Consider the following 18,058-nt stretch of genomic DNA (forward strand, 5'->3'; position numbering starts at 1 on the left):
ACATGAATACAATAGAAAACTTAAAGAAATACGACCTGCACTGCCATCTGGATGGCTCCCTCAGTGCAGTGACCATCCGGAAACTTGCATGTGAGACCGGAAGGGACCTGCCGGATGATGCCGCCCTCTCAAGCCTCCTTCAGGTGCAGCCGGACTGCCGTAGTCTGAAGGAATACCTGATGAAGTTCGACCTGCCGCTGTCATGCCTGATTACGAAAGAAAATTTCCGTACGGCAGTCAGGGAAGTACTCCATGATGCGTCTCTGGAGAACGTTGTTTATATGGAAATTCGTTTCGCCCCGCTCTTGTCCGTCCATGAACAGCTTTCTGCAAGGGAGATTATCGAGGGCGCCATCGAAGGAATGGAAGAGGGGAAGGCGGCTTACAATGTGGACTGCGGCCTGATTCTCTGCGGGATGCGGCATATGGCTGTGGAGAAAAATGTAGAGCTGGTAAAGACAGCAAGGGAATATATGGATGCCGGTGTCTGCGCAGTTGACTTAGCCGGTGATGAGACATCATTTCCGGTGACGGGGCAGGCGAAGATGTTTGAGACAGCGCAGCGTCTTGGAATCCCTTTTACGATACATGCAGGAGAGTGCGGCAGTGCGAAAAGCATCCGGGATGCACTGGAACTCGGCGCGTCACGTATCGGACACGGCATTGCGGCCGGGAAAGATAAGGAGCTGAGAGAATACTGTGCCGGAAAACGGATTTGTTTTGAAATGTGTCCGACCAGCAACCTGCAGACCCATGCGGTGGAATCTATGGAAGAATACCCGTTCCTTTCATTTCTGGAGGCCGGGATACCGGTGACAGTCAATACAGACAACCGGACGGTGAGCAATACAACGATTACAAAAGAGCTGAAACTCCTTGAAAAATATTATAAGCTGACTTATAGTGATATGGAACAGCTGATGAAATATGCAGAAGAGGCTGCTTTTCGAAAATAAGGGACGTAAGACTACATAAATTAGAAATACTAAACTACTTAATCAGGCATATCAGGGGAGAAGCAAAGATGGGGTATAAGTTTATTGCGGCGGACATGGACGGGACACTGCTGAACCAGTCCGGGAAAATCACACCGCGCACACTGGAGGCGGTCAAAAAAGCGGCGGAGAAGGGGATTCTTTTCTCGGTATCTACAGGCCGCCCGATACAGGGGGTCGAAATCTATCAGCCTATATTGAACCTGAAAGCTCCGTTTATCACTTATAACGGGGCTATGATTGTTCTTTCTGATACCCGTAAGATCCTGTTTCAGCAGGAACTTGAAAAAGAAGATGCCCGGAAGATCCTGAAGGCGGGCAGGGAATTCGAGACGACGATGTGCGTCTGGTCTGCGAACCGGCTGTATGGGAATGTGTTAAATGACAGGATTCATGATTATAAGAAGCTCTCAGGGGTGGAACCGGAGCTGATTGAGGATGAGGAGGCACTTTTAGAGCAGGGGATCACAAAGATCCTGTGGTACGATGATGCCGGGTCCTTACTTAAGTGGCAGGATGAACTGGCCGCATGTGATTTTCACAATGTCACGTACTGTACCTCCAAACCCGTGTTTCTGGAGTTTTTCAACAGCAAAGTGTCGAAAGCGGCGGCAATGGCAAAAATAGGAGAGATGTATCACATAAGAAGAGAAGAAATGATCGCAGTCGGAGACGGTTTCAACGACCTGTCCATGATAGAATACGCAGGCCTTGGCGTAGCGATGGGAAATGCACCCGAAGAAGTCAAAAAGAAAGCAGCATATATCACTGCATCCAACGAAAAGGACGGGATCGCAGAGATGATAGAAAAATTTATCCTGAACACTTAAAAAGCACTGATACACCGGACTTCTGCGGCAGGGGATGATTCCCCCGCCCGTGTTCCGTGTTTCAGTGCTTTTTTGATTTCATAAAACGTGATGGTTCAAAATACAAATATTCAAATGGATGATAATAATCGTACACCGGAATAAAATATGTTTGGAACTATTGGTTCTATAGAAAAATTCTTATGCAGCGCAAACGTTGGCCGCTTTCAGCTTTCTGCTGTCTTTCGGGTCAGTCTCTGTATCAAATGTTACCTTCTGACCTTCTTCAAGGCTTTTGTATCCATTAGACACAATTGCTGAAAAATGAACGAAAACGTCATTTCCTGAATTGTCGTCTGTGATGAAACCAAATCCCTTCTGTGCATTAAACCATTTTACTGTACCGTTATTCATAATCAGTACCTCCATTTTAATATTTGTATTAACCGAACAAAAAAAGAAGGACAATGAATTAATAAGATTCATTGCCCTTCCGGTTTTCGATTCAAATTAACAACTGTTGTTACTTTACCATACAAATAAATGAATGTCAAGAAAATTTTGAAAATTCTGAAAATTTATTTTCACAGACAACGGGCTAAAGTCTTTAATCTTTTATAATGCATCTTCAATCCAGCCGTGCAGCTGGTCTATCGGTACGTTCAATGCAACTGAAAATTCATAGTCGATTAATTTCCCGACTTTTTGCAGGTAGCGGTCATCGCTGACACAGAGGTGCTTTCCGGTTCCGACACGCCTGTTTTTCTCCTGAAGGATTCCCTTGAACATCTTGAGCCGTGTCAGGCAGCAGCCGTTCTTGATCACATCGAGATATTCCTTGTCTCGTTCCTTTGCATTCGGGTTATACTGTCCTTCGATCTCGGGTAGCTTTGCAAGGCAGTTGGCAGCGGTTTCACGGGAAATCACGGTGCGGAGTTTATCCTCATTCTCTAAAGTTACATAGACTACGTTTTTGGAATTTTCTAAAGATTCCAGTGTATAATATTTTCGGTCTGATTTGATAAAATCGGGAACACCGATATCTTTAATTGTATACAGGTCACCATTCTCATAAACTACGATTTCATTGATTTGATACATTTTTCACCCTTACTTTCTGAAACTGATTAACAAAAGGAAAAGCTACCCTGACAACTGCGGCAAAGTAGTCAGACGTAGCTTATTTAACTATTATAGCACAAAATTACGGAAAATTGAATAGGAAATTCAAGGAGCAGGTTCCATGTCGAAGAAAAAGAAAATTAGGGCTTCCTTTTTCTTCGCATTTGGAGTATTATGTAGTTAGTTAAAACTAACAAAATACAGAGAGGAAAGTGATAGATTATGTCAACTGCGATTATATGTATCGTCATCATTGTTATCTGCATATTCGGTATCAGAAGTTATACAAAGCGTCTGTCCAGCGGCTGCTGTGGCGGCGGAGAGACAGAGAAGAGCGTGAAACCGGCGGATAAGAATGCGGATCATTATCCCTACGTCAAAAAAATCAGGATTGAAGGAATGACATGTCCCAACTGTGCGAGGAGGATTGAGAATGCATTTAACAAGATTGACGGAATGTGGGCAAAGGTGGATTCTTCTTCGGGATATGGCACGATCTTGATGAAACAGGAAAAAGACGATGCGGAACTGAAGCGGATTGTACAGAGAGCCGGTTATACTGCGGCTCAGATTGAATAAAAAAGTACCGCGTCTATCCGTGGTACTTTTTTTCTGCAAGTCCCTTTTTTCCTTCAGCTGGCAGATTACCGTCAGAATCTGTACAGAATGCCTGATATAAACTGATTCTGTAATCTCTGCCATCTATTTCAATTCAGTTCATGCGTAATTGCACGCGTCAGAAAAGGTGCGATAGTAACCAACTTCTTTTTTTCATATTTTATCCCAAAATGCAGTTATTTTTTTCTTGACATCCTGTAACCATAAGCATATAATAGTTGTACTGTACAACTGTTGTATTATATAACTATTATATGCTAATCTCGAATACGATGGCACATGTAAGGAGTACATATGAATAACTATTATGTAAGCATCATCAGACGCAGCGAGCTGGCCTATATCCGCAGTGAACTGGAAGCATTCGGGCTGATTCCATTGGAAGGAAGACTGATCCGTCTGTTGAAAGACCGCCGCTGCAGGCAGGAGGAACTGGGAGAGGCCCTTGATATCGATAAGGGCAGGATTGCACGTACGATCTATATGCTGGAGGAAAAGGGGCTTGTCTGCCGGATTACGAATGATAAGAACCGGCGGCAGAAGCTTGTTTCACTGACGGAAAGAGGGAACGAGATATACGGCACTATCTGCAGGATCTACGAGGCATGGGACGACATCTGCTATGAAGGCTTTACAGATGAAGAAAGAGAACAGAATCATGAATTCATAAAACGTATTTCCCAGAATGTGCTGGAATACAAAAAAGAAAATGGGGGAAAGAAAAATGGTTAAAAATCTTACGAACGGCAGACCCTTGAAGCTGCTGTTTTTCTTTGCACTGCCGATGGTACTGGGAAACCTGTTCCAGCAGCTTTATAATATGGTCGACTCGATGGTGGTCGGGAAATTTGTCGGTGAGGATGCGCTGGCGGCGGTTGGTTCTTCCTTCCCTGTTGTATTTTTGGCCGTAGCGGTAGCAGCAGGGCTGTCAATGGGATGTACAGTTGTTATTTCCCAGCTTTTTGGTGCGGGACAGATCAAAGAGATGAAGACGACGATTTACACGGCGCTGATTGCTTTGGGTGTCATCGGACTTGTGATCATGGCAGCAGGAGAAATAATCTCACTGCCGCTTCTGAAACTTCTTGGGACCAATCAGGAAATTCTGGCAGACTCACTGACATATCTGAGAATTTATTTCGGCGGGGCAGTCTTCCTTTTTCTATATAATACACTGAACGGTATTTATAACGCACTCGGGGACAGCAACACACCCCTGAAGTTTTTGATGGTATCTGCACTGACAAACATCGGCCTGGACCTACTTTTTGTTATTAAATTCGGTATGGGGGTTGCAGGCGTTGCATGGGCGACTCTGATTGCACAGGGACTGTGTGCGGTCATTTCATTTACCGTGCTGATGAGGAGGCTCAGAAAGATGGAGAATGAACCCGCATATGCAGATCAGAAACCGGGGCTTTTTGAGTGGGCTGCGGCGAAGAGGATTGCGAAAATCGGTGTGCCTTCCATGATCCAGCAGTCCATCGTTTCCATCAGCATGATGCTGATGCAGGGGCTGGTGAATTCTTACGGCAAGGTATTCGTGGCAGGCTATACGGCGGCTACAAAGATAGATACACTGGCAATGATGCCGAATATGAACTTCTCCAATGCCATGTCCAGTTATACGGCCCAGAATATCGGGGCGGGAAAAGAGGACAGGGTGATACAGGGTTATAAGGCGAGCCTCTTGATGGTCCTGATCTTTTCTGTTATTATTACAGGTGTTATCTTCCTGTTCGGACCGAACCTTCTGGGGCTTTTCCTGAATGCCGGTTCAGCCGGAAGTGCAATGGCATATGGTATGAAATATATGAAAACGGTATCTGTATTCTATGTGCTGATGGGATTCATGTTTGTAGGAAACGGAATGTTAAGAGGAGCCGGTGATATGGGGGCATTCATGTTGAGTTCCATGTCCAATCTGGTTGCACGTGTCATCATCGCGTACCTGCTGGCACACTTCATCGGTTCCAGTGCAATCTGGTGGTCAATACCGATTGGATGGGGGATCGGTGCGATCTTCTCATTCCTGCGGATCAGGAGCGGGAAGTGGAAAACGAATAAACTTCTGAAAGAATAGGAAAACCGTCAGTATCATCCGGAGGGCATATGATCAGAATTTTGTTAATCGAAGATGATGAGACAATTTCATTTGGCATTACAGCAGCATTAAAACGAAAAGGATATATGTGTACAGCCTGTTCCACGGTTAAAGCGGGGAAACAGGCTGTTTCCGATGAGTTTCAGCTTATCCTGCTCGACCTCAATCTGCCGGATGGCAGCGGCTATGATTTCTGCAGATGGGTAAAGGAACGATTTAAGACTCCGATCATTTTCCTGACGGTCCGGGATGATGTCCGGGATATTACGAAAGGGCTGGATATGGGGGCCGACGACTATGTGACGAAACCGTTCCATATTGAAGTTCTGGAGTCGAGGATGAAAGCCGTACTCAGAAGGGTGCCGGAAGAAAAGCAGAACCTGCTGTCGTGCGGGGACATCTGTCTCGATAAGGATAAGATGCAGGTCAGCATAAACGGGGACGAGGTGGAACTGACGGCTCTGGAATACCGCCTTCTGTGCGTGCTGCTCGAGAATAAGGGCAGGACTCTGCCGAGAAATCTGATACTCGATAAACTGTGGGATGCGGAAGGCAATTTCGTTAATGATAATACACTAACAGTCACTGTAAAACGGCTGAGGAAGAAACTGTCCGGCACAGAGCTTATCGTTACGATACGCGGTATCGGTTACAGGATGGAGGATAAAGCATGAAACAGCGGGGAATGAAAGCATTTCTGATCTCCTTCATACTCTGGCTCATCCCCGTCTTCGCGGGAGGTTTCGTGACAGCTGCATTTTTAAGCGCACACGAATATAACATGACGGCAAATCTGGCAGAAGCAGTTCAAAGGGAGGGGTCCCTTCCGGAGGCACTGAAAGATGCCTATAGAAAAGGAGACGAAGCAGGCAGCAGCGCCCGGGCATACTTAAAGAGGTATGGATACAGAAGGCTGGGAAGGTTTACGGATAATCTTCCATTCACTCTTATGCTCAATCTGGTACTGTTTGAGACAGCGGGCTGCATCGTATTTTTTGCAGAAGGAAAACGTAAGAAGAAACAGGCAGAGAGAATTACAGAACTGACCAATTACTTAAAAGCGGCAGACCAGGGCAGGGCGGCCGTACTCATGCGGAAAGAGGATGCATTTTCCCATCTGGAAGATGAGATTTACAAGACCGTTGCCGAACTTTACGGTACAAAAGAAGAGGCAGTGAAAGACCATGAAATACTGGCAGCGAGGATTGCCGATATTGCACACCAGTTAAAAACGCCGCTTACGTCTATGTCGCTGATGACGGAATTACTGGAACCTTCCCAGAAGGAAGAACAGGAATATCTTGAACGGCTGAAGCATCAGGTCGAACGGCTGAAAGGTCTGGTAGACGGACTTCTGGCACTTGCGAAGCTGGATTCCCATACACTTAAGCTGCATATGGAGGCAGCAGACATGGAAGACCTGTTGGATGCCGCTAAAGAGCCGCTTCAGGATATGCTGGACAAAAGGCAGGTAAAACTGGATGTCCGGCCGCCGGAAAGCGGGCAGGAAATCTGGATAAATGCAGATATGCAGTGGACATCCGAGGCCATTTTAAATGTATTTAAAAATTGTGCGGAGCATACGCCACAAGGCGGAGTGATCCGCATAAACTATGAGCAGAATCCGTTATATACGGAGCTGCTGATTGAAGACGGAGGCACCGGCTTTTCCAAGAAAGACATGCCTCATTTATTTGAACGGTTTTACAGGGGGGAACGTGCCGGAAAAGACAGCGCCGGGATCGGGCTTGCGCTTACCAAACTGATTTTGGAAGAACAGAACGGGCAGATCCGTGCAGAGAACTCTGCTGACGGACATGCCCGGTTCTGTATAAGATTCTATAAAAAATAGGTGTCAGATGGTATCATCCTTGATTGCAGAGATGATATTCTGCCTTTGAATTCTTCTGCCGCCTGTATAATAGGCTCCGGTGACTGCGAGGAGGACTAATCCGGTGTATCCAAGCAGTGCCCCGAAAGGTGCATAAGGCAGGTATTCCAGTATACTGACCTCGTTTATATTCAGAAAGACTGCCAGAATGGCGATCTGGAATGGAAGGCTGTAGAGCAGGGGTTTCAGCCCGAGGGTCAGGCCTTCCAGAAACAGCATCCGCCAAAGCTGTGCGGGTGATAGTCCTGCCGACTTCAGCATGGCAAATTCACGGCTTCGCTGTCTTAAATTGCCAGAGATACTTGCCCAGATGTTGGAGAGGCCGATCAATGCAAGAAGCCCGGTCAGAAAAGCAACGATTTTGGCCATCACACCGTTTGTCTCCTTACTCATTTCTTCTTTTTCTGCCAGATCTGAGAGCATATAGTCACCACTCCCATAGTAATGTCCCACAATCTCCCGGATTCTGGAGGTCGTTTTCTCAATCAGCGGATAGGAAACGCCCCCTGAGGTATCTGTTATAAAATTCCCATATACGGAAGCTGCCCTGAGGCGTCTCTTTTCACTACAGGAGGCCGCCAGATCCATTACGTGTTCCATAGGCATGACTGCTGCCAGCGTAAATCTGGACAGGCCCAGTCCCTCGGAAGGCAGTTCTGTTACAATATCTCCTGCTGTCAGCTGGAATTCAAAATCCCCGGTGTCCTCATCATAGGCCCGTTCTGTAAATGGGATGGTCTGTCCAGTTTCCAGCTTCAGCATCTCGCGGTATACATTCTCCCTGCGTGTGCTGGCGTATGGATCAGCGGTCTGGTTATAGATAATTGCTTTGGAGGAATCTTCATAGTATGCTTCCGGATCGATCCCCAATTGCCGGCAGTATTCACGGAAACTATCGTCTTCCAGACCGATCAGTGTAGAAAAAATCCGGTATTTCCCGTCCCTCTCGATTGGTGAATACTTCTTCTCAGAGACAATCTTATCAAATCCCCCCAAATGGGTCTCAATATCATCGGAGGCCTGATCCGGTGTAATCCAGGTGGCACAGGGCATTTGGTCATATAATACATATTTCTGTACGCCGGGAACTTCCTTCAACTCATCAAGCGCCTTCTGCTCGGGCGCCCTGCCGTCACTGATAGACAGAAAAATATGCCCTTCTGCTTCATCCTGTGTCCGATACACTTCTCTTGCCGCATTCTGGGCAGTAAAAATATATAAAAACCCAGTCAGGAGCAGGAAGGAGAGACAGAGTGAAATCGTGGCAGTCCGGTAAGACTTTTTTCGTGCTGTCAGGGCATTCGAGGCCAGTTCACCGCTGATTCCAAAATGGCCGGAGATACGGCTCTGCCTGATTTTCTTCCCTTTCAGTGTCTCCACCTGTCTCAGTGCTTCTACAGGCATCATTTTGGCAACTTTTCTGGCAGGTATCCTGGCGGATAACCATGCCGTAATGATGGAAAGTACCGCAGCGGGCAGAACCGCGGGAATCCCAAATGTCAGTACAATGTCGGGAGCCGTCCTGCCGATGTCATTAGCGGCATTGATCAGGCGGAATAATTCTATATCCAGCAGCCAGCCGCATAGAAGGCCAAGCGGAAGCGGAATGATCAGGAGCATCATTGCCTCAGAGGATACGGCCGATTTGATCTGTTTCGGGGAAGCCCCTATCCCTGCGAGTGTACCGAGCTGCGTCATTTTTTCATTTGCAGACAGGGCGAATGCATTGTGAATGACCAGTACAAATACGGCAATCAGAAGCGCAGCCAGTACAAGGAACATAAGAGGTACGGCCAGGATGTTCAGACTGGTGATGCTTATAATCTGGTCAGGCGGAAGGACTGCATATTTCAGGAGCAGGTCTGTATTATATCTGAGGTTATAGTTTCCATATTCATCCTTCTGGTATCCGATTGATTCGGCAAGGGCGGGAAGCTCCCTGTATGTGCTGCGTATTGAGTCAAAGCGCAGGTAAACGGTAATATTGTCTTCCGGTTTAATCGTTTCTTCGTCCAGAAAGCCAAGTCCTGTATAGGCAGGAACAGAAGAGGAGGTAGCGACATCCATGATTCCAACCAGTTTATAAGTCTTTGTCCCTGTCTGGCGGAAGGTCTCACCGTCACGCCATATATCTGTTTCCATGCACACCCTGCCGTCATAGATCCTCTGGCCTACAGGAAGCGTGAGCGTGTCTCCCAGAGAGGCCTCGGGGTGGTCATCGAAGTATTGTTTTGAAAGGGCAAGTTCATCCTCGGCCTCCGGAATACGCCCTTCAATGACGGTGCTTTTTTCCGGCATGGAATTCCAGTATTCCTCATTCGCCCCGCGTGTAATCAGGTACATTCTTCTGCCTTCATCCTCCAGCTTTGCGGCTTCCCAGGCTCCTTTGAGCAGTACCGCGGATACGGATGCATAATTTTTAATGTATTCAAGGTCTTTTGCACTTGTATTGTCAAACAGCTCCCCATGCCAGTTTCCGTTTTCGTTGACCGACAGGGCGATGGAATCGGTCCACATCGTATACACGAAACCACTGAAGCAGGACATCATCGTGGTCATGAGGAAGAGAGCCGTCATAATGGCCAGACTCGTTCTTTTATTCCGCCTTAATGTATCCCATACATATTCTCGTATAATCTTCATCAGGACACCACCTCGTCATGCAGGATTTTTCCATCCTCCAGTGTAATGATGCGGTCTGCCTTGAGGGCGGTCTTTTCGTCATGGGTGATCAGCAGGATGGTCTGTCCGTACTGCCGGTTGGAAAGCTTCAGCAGGTCGATGGTTTCTTCTGAGTTCTTTCTGTCCAGATTGCCGGTAGGCTCATCAGCCAGCAGGATTGCCGGACGGTAGATCAGGCTTCTTGCGATTGCGACACGCTGCTGCTGTCCGCCGGAGAGTTCGCTTGGCAGGTGTGTCAGACGTTCCGTGAGACCCAGCGTGGAGACAAGATGGCGGAATCGTTCCTCATCCGGCGTCTGGTTATCCAGAAGGACCGGCAGCAGAATGTTTTTCCGGACATTGAGGGTGGGGATCAGATTATAAAACTGGTAAACAAGCCCCACCTTCCGCCGCCTGAAGACGGCAAGCTGCTCCTGACTGAGTGCAGAGATATCAGTATCTTCTATGAATATGTTTCCTTTGGTCGGACGGTCCACCCCTCCTAACATGTGTAACAGGGTTGATTTCCCGGAACCCGATGCCCCTACGATGGCGGTGAAGCTCCCCCTTTCGAGAGAAAGACTGACATCATCAAGGGCGGATACGGTATTCGAACCACTTCCATAAGTTTTTGTAAGATGGCTGCAGCGCAGTATTTCCATAGTTTCTAACTCCTTTCCAGATTCATAACACGTATCCGGCCAGAACAGGAACAGGTACGCCGAAAAGATTTACAAATCGCTTTTGGCGATGGTGTTGGCCGGTTCTGGTCAGTTACGATGATATCATATTAGCTTGGGAAAGTGACAGGAAAGTGACAAAAAAGATTTTGGAGCATGTAAAATCTGTTACGAATTTTACATGTAAAATCTGTTACGAATTTTAAATTGTGCATCACGCCCTCATATGTTATACTAATTATCGGTTAAAACTTGTGATATGAAGATTGGAAGGAAGGATATACGATGGAGAAAATCAGAATTGGAATTGTGGGATATGGCAACATCGGACGTGGTGTGGAGCTTGCAGTGGAGCGCAATGAGGATATGGAACTGAAGGCAGTCTTTACAAGACGTGCACCGGAGTCTGTAAAGATTCTTACAGAAGGCGTGCCGGTGGTACATATGGATGATATGTCCGGTATGAAGGATGAGATTGATGTTATGATTTTATGCGGGGGTTCTGCGACAGACCTTCCGGTGATCGGACCACAGATTGTTAAGAATTTCAACACAATCGACAGTTTTGATACTCATGCGAAGATTCCGGAGTATTTTGCAAACATGGACAAGGCTGCAAAAGAGGGTGGTAATATCGGAATTATCTCTGTAGGCTGGGACCCGGGAATGTTTTCCCTGAACAGAATCTACGCGGAGTCTATCCTTGTAGATGGAGATACCTATACATTCTGGGGCAAGGGCGTTAGCCAGGGACATTCAGATGCAATCCGCCGTGTAGCGGGTGTGAAGAATGCTATTCAATATACTGTGCCTGTTGAAGAAGCAGTGAAGAAGGTACGCAGCGGATGTGGACCGAAGCTGACAACAAGAGAAAAGCATTTGAGAGAATGCTATGTGGTAGCCGAGGAGGGTGCAGACCTCAAGGAGATCGAAGAGACAATCAAGAATATGCCGAACTATTTCTCAGATTACGACACAACGGTTAAATTTATCACGGAAGAAGAGCTGAAGGCGAACCACAGCAAGATGCCTCACGGCGGATTCGTGATCAGAAGCGGTGAGACCGGACGTGATGGAAATAAAAATGTGATCGAATACTCCCTGAAACTGGATTCTAATCCGGAATTTACATCCAGTGTCCTTGTATGCTATGCGAGGGCTGCTTACAGATTAGCTAAGAACGGGGAAGCGGGAGGAAGGACTGTATTCGATATTGCTCCGGGAATGCTTTCCATGAAATCTGCGGAGGAACTCAGGGCAGAACTGCTGTAAGGCCAGAGTGTGTTAAAAGATTAGGATTGAAAAATGCCGTCTGTGAGGATCAATATGTAAAGGTCCTCACAGGCGGCATTTTAAATCCTACTGAATCAGGTTCTTTTTCTTAAACATATCATAAACAGAGTGCACAGTCAAAAGCGAGAGTCATGTATATTTCTGCACCTTTTAGTCCATATTCTATCAGGTCATTAGGTTCCCAGTGTTCCCCGGACAGGCTGTCGGCCCCATACAGGAACTGGGCAAACGGAACCTGCCTGAATTGTGTGACGGCGAGGGCGGCGGAGCACTCCATTTCTACGGTCAGGCAGCCCTGCTTTCTTCGTTCTTCGATTCGTTTAGGAGTCTCCCTGTAAATGGCATCGGTGGTCCATGTTTTTCCGGTTACATATGGAACGTTCTTCCTGCAGAAGCATTCCTTTAGGACTTCAACGGAATGAGGGTCGGCATTGATGGTTTCACTGGAGGGCAGATAGTGGTAGCTTGTGCCCTCATCCCTGACAGCGGACACTGGGATCATGAGTTTCCCCTGCGTGGCGGTGTCATCGAGCATTCCGGCGCAGCCGAACATCACCAGTTTTTCGGCCCCTAATGCGATGATTTCCTCAAGACCTGCTATACAGGCAGGTGCACCGACCCGTGAGAGGAAGAAAGCGATCCGGTGTCCAGCATAGTTTATCTCATAGACGGGGAGAATGCCGTTCGCCGAGTATAAGTTTGTAATGACCTGTACGCCCTTCACGGAGGCAAATTTCTGAATGATATTTTCTGAAAATGTTGTGACACACCTCTTTGGAAAGCCGGGAATTGGTTTGGTAGAATCCTGTGGATTGATGTATGCCTGCCTTGTATCGTCGTAATGCTGGAATATAGTTGCCATAATTATACGTCCTCCTTGGGAATGACTAAGATTTTGCGGATTTCCCCCAGTATGCGTGAGGGGATTGTTTCGTCTATGGGCATGAGGCAGCTGTACATCCTGACGCCCTGATAGGAAAACAGAAGCAGGTCGATGACGGCCCGGACATCGGCCGGATAGAATTCTTTTCTGTCGATCCCGTATTGTATCAGACTTTGCCACATTTCAGAGGAAAGCAGGTATTGTTCATAGATGCTGTTTTCTTTTGTGCCATGTTCCTGCATACTAAAGTATTCAAAGATTGCCACACTCAAAGAAGCCGCACTGTCGGTCATCTCGATTTGATACCGGTTCAGGACTTCATCCAGAATCGTAACCGCAGATATGCCGCTGTTGAGTCTTTCTTGGAAATCCTGGTCCTGCCTGCTCATAAGGTCATGGATGATCTCTGAAAAAATCTGCCCGGTACCGGTATAGTGGCAGTAGAGTCCGCCTCGGCTCAAACCTGTGGCTTCACAGATATCCTTCATGGTGACTTCTTTGAATCCTTTTTCTGCGAAAAGCAGGTAAGCTTTTTCTTTGATTGTCTGTCTGGTTGCTTCACCTTTTTTATTCACTTGATTTCCTCCTGGATTATTTTTTGAAAAACCGACACTTGTGTCTGTAAATTTATTGTACGACATATGTGTCGGAAAATCAAGACGGGATGACTACCATTTCTGGTAATATGAATCTTCGGAGTTACTGTTCACCCCGTGCCGTGCACGCTGAGTGTGCACAATAATTCTGTGGGTGCAATTTACCGGGGAATCGGTTATAATAGTGAAGGTTATAAATTTTAAGAAAAGGATTGACAGCATGAAAAAACTATTTCAATTATTAGAAGAAACTCTGCGGCAGGGGCAGGATGCGGTGCTTGTGACGATTATTGCAAGTTCCGGCTCCACACCGCGCGGCACAGGTGCACGTATGCTGGTCACATCTGCAGGCAGGATCGGCGGCACGATCGGCGGAGGGGCTGTGGAGTATTACAGTGAGGAAGCGGCGCTGGAGGTTCTTGCCGAAAAGGATTCACGTACAGAGCACTACAGCCTGAAGAAAAATGAAGTTCAGGACCTTGGCATGATCTGCGGCGGTGATGTAGATGTGTATTTTCAGTTTCTTTCTGCCGCTGAACCGCAGAATACTGCGCTTATGCAGCATATAGAAGCACTGTACCAGACAGGGGAAGAATTCTGGATCATCAATGAACTTTCGGCGGGGGCACAGGGTTCCATGTCAGTTTATGCGCAGACAGGAGGACTGGTTGGACAGCCGGTGCCCGATGCTGTCATCGAAAGTCTCGGGGAGAAGGCGAAACAATTTGAGGCCGGGGGCAGGATTTTTTACTGTGAAAAAATGATGAAATCGGGAAGGGTTTATATATTCGGTGGGGGCCATGTCTCTCAGGCGCTTGTCCCGGTGCTGAAGTCTGTGGATTTTCGCTGCGTTGTTCTGGAGGACCGGAAAGAATTCAGCCGCCCGGAGTTATTTCCGGGAGCGGAGGAAGTGCTTTTGATTGAGAACAGCCATATCGCGGACTATGTGGATATCGGGGCATCGGATTATGTCTGTATTATGACGCGGGGGCACAAGGATGATCTGGAAGTACAGGCGCAGGTCCTCCATACGCAGGCGTATTATATCGGGGTGATTGGCAGCAGGCATAAGAAGGCAGGCGTGTTTGAAAAGTTGAGGGGCATGGGTTTCACGGATGCTGATCTCGACAGAATTACGACGCCCATCGGCCTTTCCATCGGCGCTGAAACTCCGGCCGAGATCGCGGTGAGCATCGCGGGGCAGCTGATAGAGAGGCGGGCTCAGAAAGATGAGCGCTAAAAAATCAGGTGATATGACAAGTGGGAGCCCGGTCAGGCTGATGATCGGGTTTATGGTCCCCATGTTTTTAGGAAATGTATTCCAGCAGTTTTACAATATTGCGGATTCTATCATTGCGGGACAGTTCCTCGGGGTGAATGCGCTTGCAGCGATCGGAAGTACCGGCTCTTTGATGTTTATGGTTACGGGATGGATCAGCGGGATTAGCAGCGGATTTGCGATTCTGGTGGCTCAGTGGTTCGGTGCCCGCAAATATGACCGGATGCGGCATTTTACGGCGATGTCTGTCTATCTGACGGCCGGGATTACGGTCCTTATGACCGTGGGTCTTCTGGCGGCGAATAAACCAATCCTGCGGCTGATGAATACGCCGGGGGAGCTGATGCCGGATGTGAGCGGTTACATGGCAGTGATTTATACAGGACTGATCGTGACGGCGGCCTATAATTCCCTTGCAGCCGTGATGAGGGCGCTGGGGGATTCCAAATCGCCCCTGTATTTTTTGATTATCTCTGCCATGATCAACATATTTCTGGATATTGTTTTCATTGCATGGTTCCATATGGGGGTTGTCGGATGCGGGTATGCAACCGTGATCGCACAGGGAATATCGGCATTGTTATGTTTTTTGTATATCAGGAAGAAGTTTCATATCCTGCATTTAAAACGGGAGGATTTCCGGATATCATGGGACAGCATTAAAAAGCTGCTGGCGCTTGGGATTCCGATGGGGCTCCAGTTTTCCATTACCGCCATCGGTACGATCATTGTCCAGGGCGCTGTTAATATTTACGGTGCAGTTTATATAGCCGGTTTTGCGGCGGGAGCAAAGATACAGAATCTGGTTGTCAGTGTTTATGTTGCGTTTGGAGCTACGGCGGCGACCTTTGTAGGGCAGAACTGGGGTGCAGGAAAGCTGGACAGGGTGAAGAAAGGTATTTTGTATACACAGATCATGATACTGGTCAGCAGTGCAGTTCTGATGGCAGTTATTTTCTTTTTCGGCAGATATCTGGTGCTGATGTTCGTATCGCCGTCTGAAACGGGAGTGATCGATGCGGCGGTTACATATTTTATGGCAGTGTTCTGGTGTTATCCGTTTCTGGGAAGCATTTTCGTGTACCGGAATGCGCTCCAGGGCATGGGATACGGACTTGTGCCCATGCTGGGAGGTGTATTCGAACTTGCGGCCCGTGCTGCGGTTGTGGCCGTGCTCGCGGGGAGGACGAGTTACTTTGGAGTCTGCCTCTCTGACCCGGCGGCATGGCTTGCAGCGCTGATCCCACTGGTGCCTTACTATTTTTACAAGATGAAGAAAGCATCCAAATTAGAAGATCAAAATCAGAAATCAGAAAAAGCGTCGAAATCATCCGTTTTTAGTTGAAATCGTTTGAACAGTTATATATAATAAAAATATTAGCAGGGCAGTAAGAAGAAAAACAGTAATGGGAAGAGCTGTTCTGCAGTCAGGAGGAAATTATGGCCGGACAGTATGAAGGTATGGCGATAGGTGTATTTGAGCTGGACAGCGAGTGTGCATGTTTTGTAGCATTAGATGCGGCAGCCAAGGCTGCGGATGTGAAGATCCAGGCAGTGGAGAGGAACCGTCTGGGAGCGGGCGCATGCGTAAAGCTGCGTGGGAATGTTTCTAATGTAAAAGCGGCAATGGAAGCAGCACTTAGAGTGGCAGAACCGATTTCAAAGATTGTTTCGCATACAGTGATCGCAGCACCACTGGCAGAGGCAGAACCAGCAATCACAATGACGATTAATAAGTAAGGAAGAGGTATTAGTTATGGCATATGGAGCATATGGACTGGTAGAAGTTCTGGGAGAAGCTAATGCTGTGCTGGTGACGGACCAGATGCTGAAAGCAGCAGATGTATCATACGAGACACAGGATACAAAGTGCGGGGGACATGCCCTGATCTTTATCAGCGGCAGCGTATCGGCAGTGAGCGCCGCAGTGGAGAGCGTAACAGTGGCTCCGCCGTGTAAAGTATTCAACTCAGCAGTCATCTCTAATCCGTCAGAAGAGATGGTGAACATCGTAGAGGGATTCAAAAACAGAAAGAAAAAATAATTGTACATACAGTATGAACAACAGAATCAATAAAAAGCAGCGGTTAGAGACTTTCAAGAGTCCGGCCGCTGCTTTTTTGTGACTATTCTGAAAACGGACCGCAAAAGGGTCTGACCCCTTTACAGTTCCTGCAGTGTTTTGAAGGTATACCCCATTTCTTCCCACTTGGTCAGCAGTTCATCTAATATTTCCCCGTTTGTTTTGGAGGTGCTGTGCAGCAGGACGATTGCGCCGGGGTGGATTCTGCCGAGGAGTTTTTCGAAGGCTTCTTCTTTGGTGGGCTGGTCGTTTTCGTACCAGTCGACATAGGCGAGGCTCCAGAAGAATGTTTTGTATCCCAGGTCTTTTGCCATCTGCAGGTTTGATTCGCTGTATTTGCCTTGCGGCGGACGATAGAATTTCGTCATTTCTTCTCCGGTGGCCTCTTTGTATGCGGCTTCTACATCTCCAAGCTCCTTCTGGAAGGCTTCTTTGGTCGAGATCTGCGACATATCGGGGTGATGGTATGTATGGTTTCCTACGGTGTGGCCTTCTGCCGTCATCCGTTTTACGAGGTCGGGGTTTGTTGAAATGAATGTGCCGACGACGAAAAATGTGGCGGAGACGTTGTGTTTTTTCAGTGCATCCAGGATTGCGGGCATATTTCCGTTTTCAAAGCCTGCATCGAAGGTAAGGTAGATGACTTTTTCATCTGCATTTCCAGTATAGTATGCATCGTATTTTTTCAATTCCTCAGAGGTTGCGTTGGCGACCGGCGGCTGTCCCTCCTGCTGGAAGCTCAGTCCCCAGTTTCCGTCCGCGGAGGTAGCAATCTCTGCAGAGGCGGCGCTGCCTTCAGGAATGGTATCGGCCGAGGTGATTGTTTCGGCGGCATCGGGAGAGAAGTGGTCCTGCACCTTACCGGCGGCAGTTCCGGCGAGGAAAGCGGCTGCAAACAGCAGCAGTGTTTTCGCGCCTTTCTTTAAAAGCGTTTTCTTTTCCAGATTTTTCAGATTGATTTTCATTTTATCACCAGAATCTTATTCTCTACAGTATATGTCGGAATCACAGAAATATTTTCGGTTGAGGCAAATATGTAAAGTA

General features: G+C 47.5%; 19 protein-coding genes. 12 read left to right on the forward strand and 7 right to left on the reverse strand.

The window, feature by feature from the left end; translation table 11 throughout:
• Positions 1-2: 2 nt before the first annotated feature.
• Together add and A8806_RS12725 are read left to right on the forward strand one after the other, a co-directional pair.
• A complete protein-coding gene (add, locus tag A8806_RS12720) occupies positions 3-956 on the forward strand; it encodes an adenosine deaminase (RefSeq protein ID WP_109731574.1) in 954 nt (317 codons plus the stop codon).
• 68 nt (positions 957-1,024) lie between these two features.
• Complete coding sequence (locus tag A8806_RS12725; RefSeq protein ID WP_109731575.1) at positions 1,025-1,825, forward strand: Cof-type HAD-IIB family hydrolase; 801 nt, start codon at positions 1,025-1,027, stop codon at positions 1,823-1,825.
• A 180-nt stretch (positions 1,826-2,005) separates the two neighbouring features.
• On the opposite strand, the gene A8806_RS12730 is transcribed toward A8806_RS12725, so the two are convergent.
• Positions 2,006-2,218, reverse strand: a complete 213-nt coding sequence (locus tag A8806_RS12730) for a cold-shock protein (RefSeq protein WP_109731576.1) — start codon at positions 2,216-2,218, stop codon at positions 2,006-2,008.
• Between the two features lie 201 nt (positions 2,219-2,419).
• Entirely contained in the window at positions 2,420-2,905 is a 486-nt protein-coding gene (locus tag A8806_RS12735; protein WP_109731577.1) for a CarD family transcriptional regulator, read from the reverse strand.
• A gap of 243 nt (positions 2,906-3,148) precedes the next feature.
• Between A8806_RS12735 and A8806_RS12740 the strand changes: the two genes are divergently transcribed.
• The 5 genes from A8806_RS12740 to A8806_RS12760 all read left to right on the forward strand — a co-directional run bounded on the left by A8806_RS12740 (position 3,149) and on the right by A8806_RS12760 (position 7,500).
• A complete protein-coding gene (locus A8806_RS12740) occupies positions 3,149-3,505 on the forward strand; it encodes a heavy-metal-associated domain-containing protein (protein ID WP_109731578.1) in 357 nt (118 codons plus the stop codon).
• Between the two features lie 333 nt (positions 3,506-3,838).
• Entirely contained in the window at positions 3,839-4,276 is a 438-nt protein-coding gene (locus A8806_RS12745) for a MarR family winged helix-turn-helix transcriptional regulator (protein WP_109731579.1), read from the forward strand.
• Positions 4,269-5,627 carry an MATE family efflux transporter gene (locus A8806_RS12750; protein WP_109731580.1) on the forward strand — a complete coding sequence of 453 codons (1,359 nt, stop codon included), beginning with the start codon at positions 4,269-4,271 and terminating at the stop codon, positions 5,625-5,627. Before A8806_RS12745 ends, A8806_RS12750 begins: the two co-directional genes overlap by 8 nt.
• Before the next feature lie 29 nt (positions 5,628-5,656).
• Positions 5,657-6,322: a response regulator transcription factor gene (locus tag A8806_RS12755; RefSeq protein WP_109731581.1), complete on the forward strand. Its 666-nt coding sequence runs from the start codon at positions 5,657-5,659 to the stop codon at positions 6,320-6,322.
• A complete protein-coding gene (locus tag A8806_RS12760) occupies positions 6,319-7,500 on the forward strand; it encodes a sensor histidine kinase (RefSeq protein ID WP_109731582.1) in 1,182 nt (393 codons plus the stop codon). Before A8806_RS12755 ends, A8806_RS12760 begins: the two co-directional genes overlap by 4 nt.
• Positions 7,501-7,503: 3 nt before the next feature.
• Here A8806_RS12760 and A8806_RS12765 read toward each other — a convergent pair whose 3' ends face one another.
• Both A8806_RS12765 and A8806_RS12770 read right to left on the reverse strand, forming a co-directional pair.
• Positions 7,504-10,182 (reverse strand): ABC transporter permease, encoded by a 2,679-nt coding sequence (locus A8806_RS12765; protein WP_109731583.1) that lies wholly within the window; start codon positions 10,180-10,182, stop codon positions 7,504-7,506.
• Positions 10,182-10,862 carry an ABC transporter ATP-binding protein gene (locus A8806_RS12770; RefSeq protein ID WP_109731584.1) on the reverse strand — a complete coding sequence of 227 codons (681 nt, stop codon included), beginning with the start codon at positions 10,860-10,862 and terminating at the stop codon, positions 10,182-10,184. Before A8806_RS12770 ends, A8806_RS12765 begins: the two co-directional genes overlap by 1 nt.
• A gap of 303 nt (positions 10,863-11,165) precedes the next feature.
• On the opposite strand from A8806_RS12770, the gene A8806_RS12775 reads away from it, so the two are divergent.
• Positions 11,166-12,152, forward strand: coding sequence for a diaminopimelate dehydrogenase (locus A8806_RS12775; RefSeq protein ID WP_109731585.1), 987 nt, complete (start codon positions 11,166-11,168; stop codon positions 12,150-12,152).
• Positions 12,153-12,270: 118 nt separating this feature from the next.
• Here A8806_RS12775 and A8806_RS12780 read toward each other — a convergent pair whose 3' ends face one another.
• The gene (locus A8806_RS12780; protein ID WP_109731586.1) at positions 12,271-13,035 is read right to left on the reverse strand and encodes a nucleoside phosphorylase; all 765 of its coding nucleotides are present in this window, start codon (positions 13,033-13,035) and stop codon (positions 12,271-12,273) included.
• Between the two features lie 2 nt (positions 13,036-13,037).
• The gene (locus tag A8806_RS12785; protein ID WP_109731587.1) at positions 13,038-13,631 is read right to left on the reverse strand and encodes a TetR/AcrR family transcriptional regulator; all 594 of its coding nucleotides are present in this window, start codon (positions 13,629-13,631) and stop codon (positions 13,038-13,040) included.
• Between the two features lie 241 nt (positions 13,632-13,872).
• Between A8806_RS12785 and A8806_RS12790 the strand changes: the two genes are divergently transcribed.
• From A8806_RS12790 to A8806_RS12805, 4 genes are all read left to right on the forward strand, one after another.
• The gene (locus tag A8806_RS12790) at positions 13,873-14,892 is read left to right on the forward strand and encodes an XdhC family protein (protein WP_109731588.1); all 1,020 of its coding nucleotides are present in this window, start codon (positions 13,873-13,875) and stop codon (positions 14,890-14,892) included.
• A complete protein-coding gene (locus A8806_RS12795; RefSeq protein ID WP_109731589.1) occupies positions 14,882-16,276 on the forward strand; it encodes an MATE family efflux transporter in 1,395 nt (464 codons plus the stop codon). Before A8806_RS12790 ends, A8806_RS12795 begins: the two co-directional genes overlap by 11 nt.
• A 95-nt stretch (positions 16,277-16,371) precedes the next feature.
• A complete protein-coding gene (locus A8806_RS12800) occupies positions 16,372-16,671 on the forward strand; it encodes a BMC domain-containing protein (RefSeq protein ID WP_109731590.1) in 300 nt (99 codons plus the stop codon).
• A gap of 16 nt (positions 16,672-16,687) precedes the next feature.
• Positions 16,688-16,975, forward strand: a complete 288-nt coding sequence (locus A8806_RS12805; RefSeq protein ID WP_109731591.1) for a BMC domain-containing protein — start codon at positions 16,688-16,690, stop codon at positions 16,973-16,975.
• Positions 16,976-17,094: 119 nt separating this feature from the next.
• Here the strand turns inward: A8806_RS12805 and pdaA are convergent, their stop codons facing one another.
• Positions 17,095-17,979: a delta-lactam-biosynthetic de-N-acetylase gene (gene pdaA / locus A8806_RS12810; protein ID WP_330405337.1), complete on the reverse strand. Its 885-nt coding sequence runs from the start codon at positions 17,977-17,979 to the stop codon at positions 17,095-17,097.
• Between the last annotated feature and the right edge of the window lie 79 nt (positions 17,980-18,058).

It is taken from the genome of Faecalicatena orotica, from assembly GCF_003149245.1.
Taxonomy (GTDB): Bacteria; Bacillota; Clostridia; order Lachnospirales; family Lachnospiraceae; genus Faecalicatena_A; species Faecalicatena_A orotica.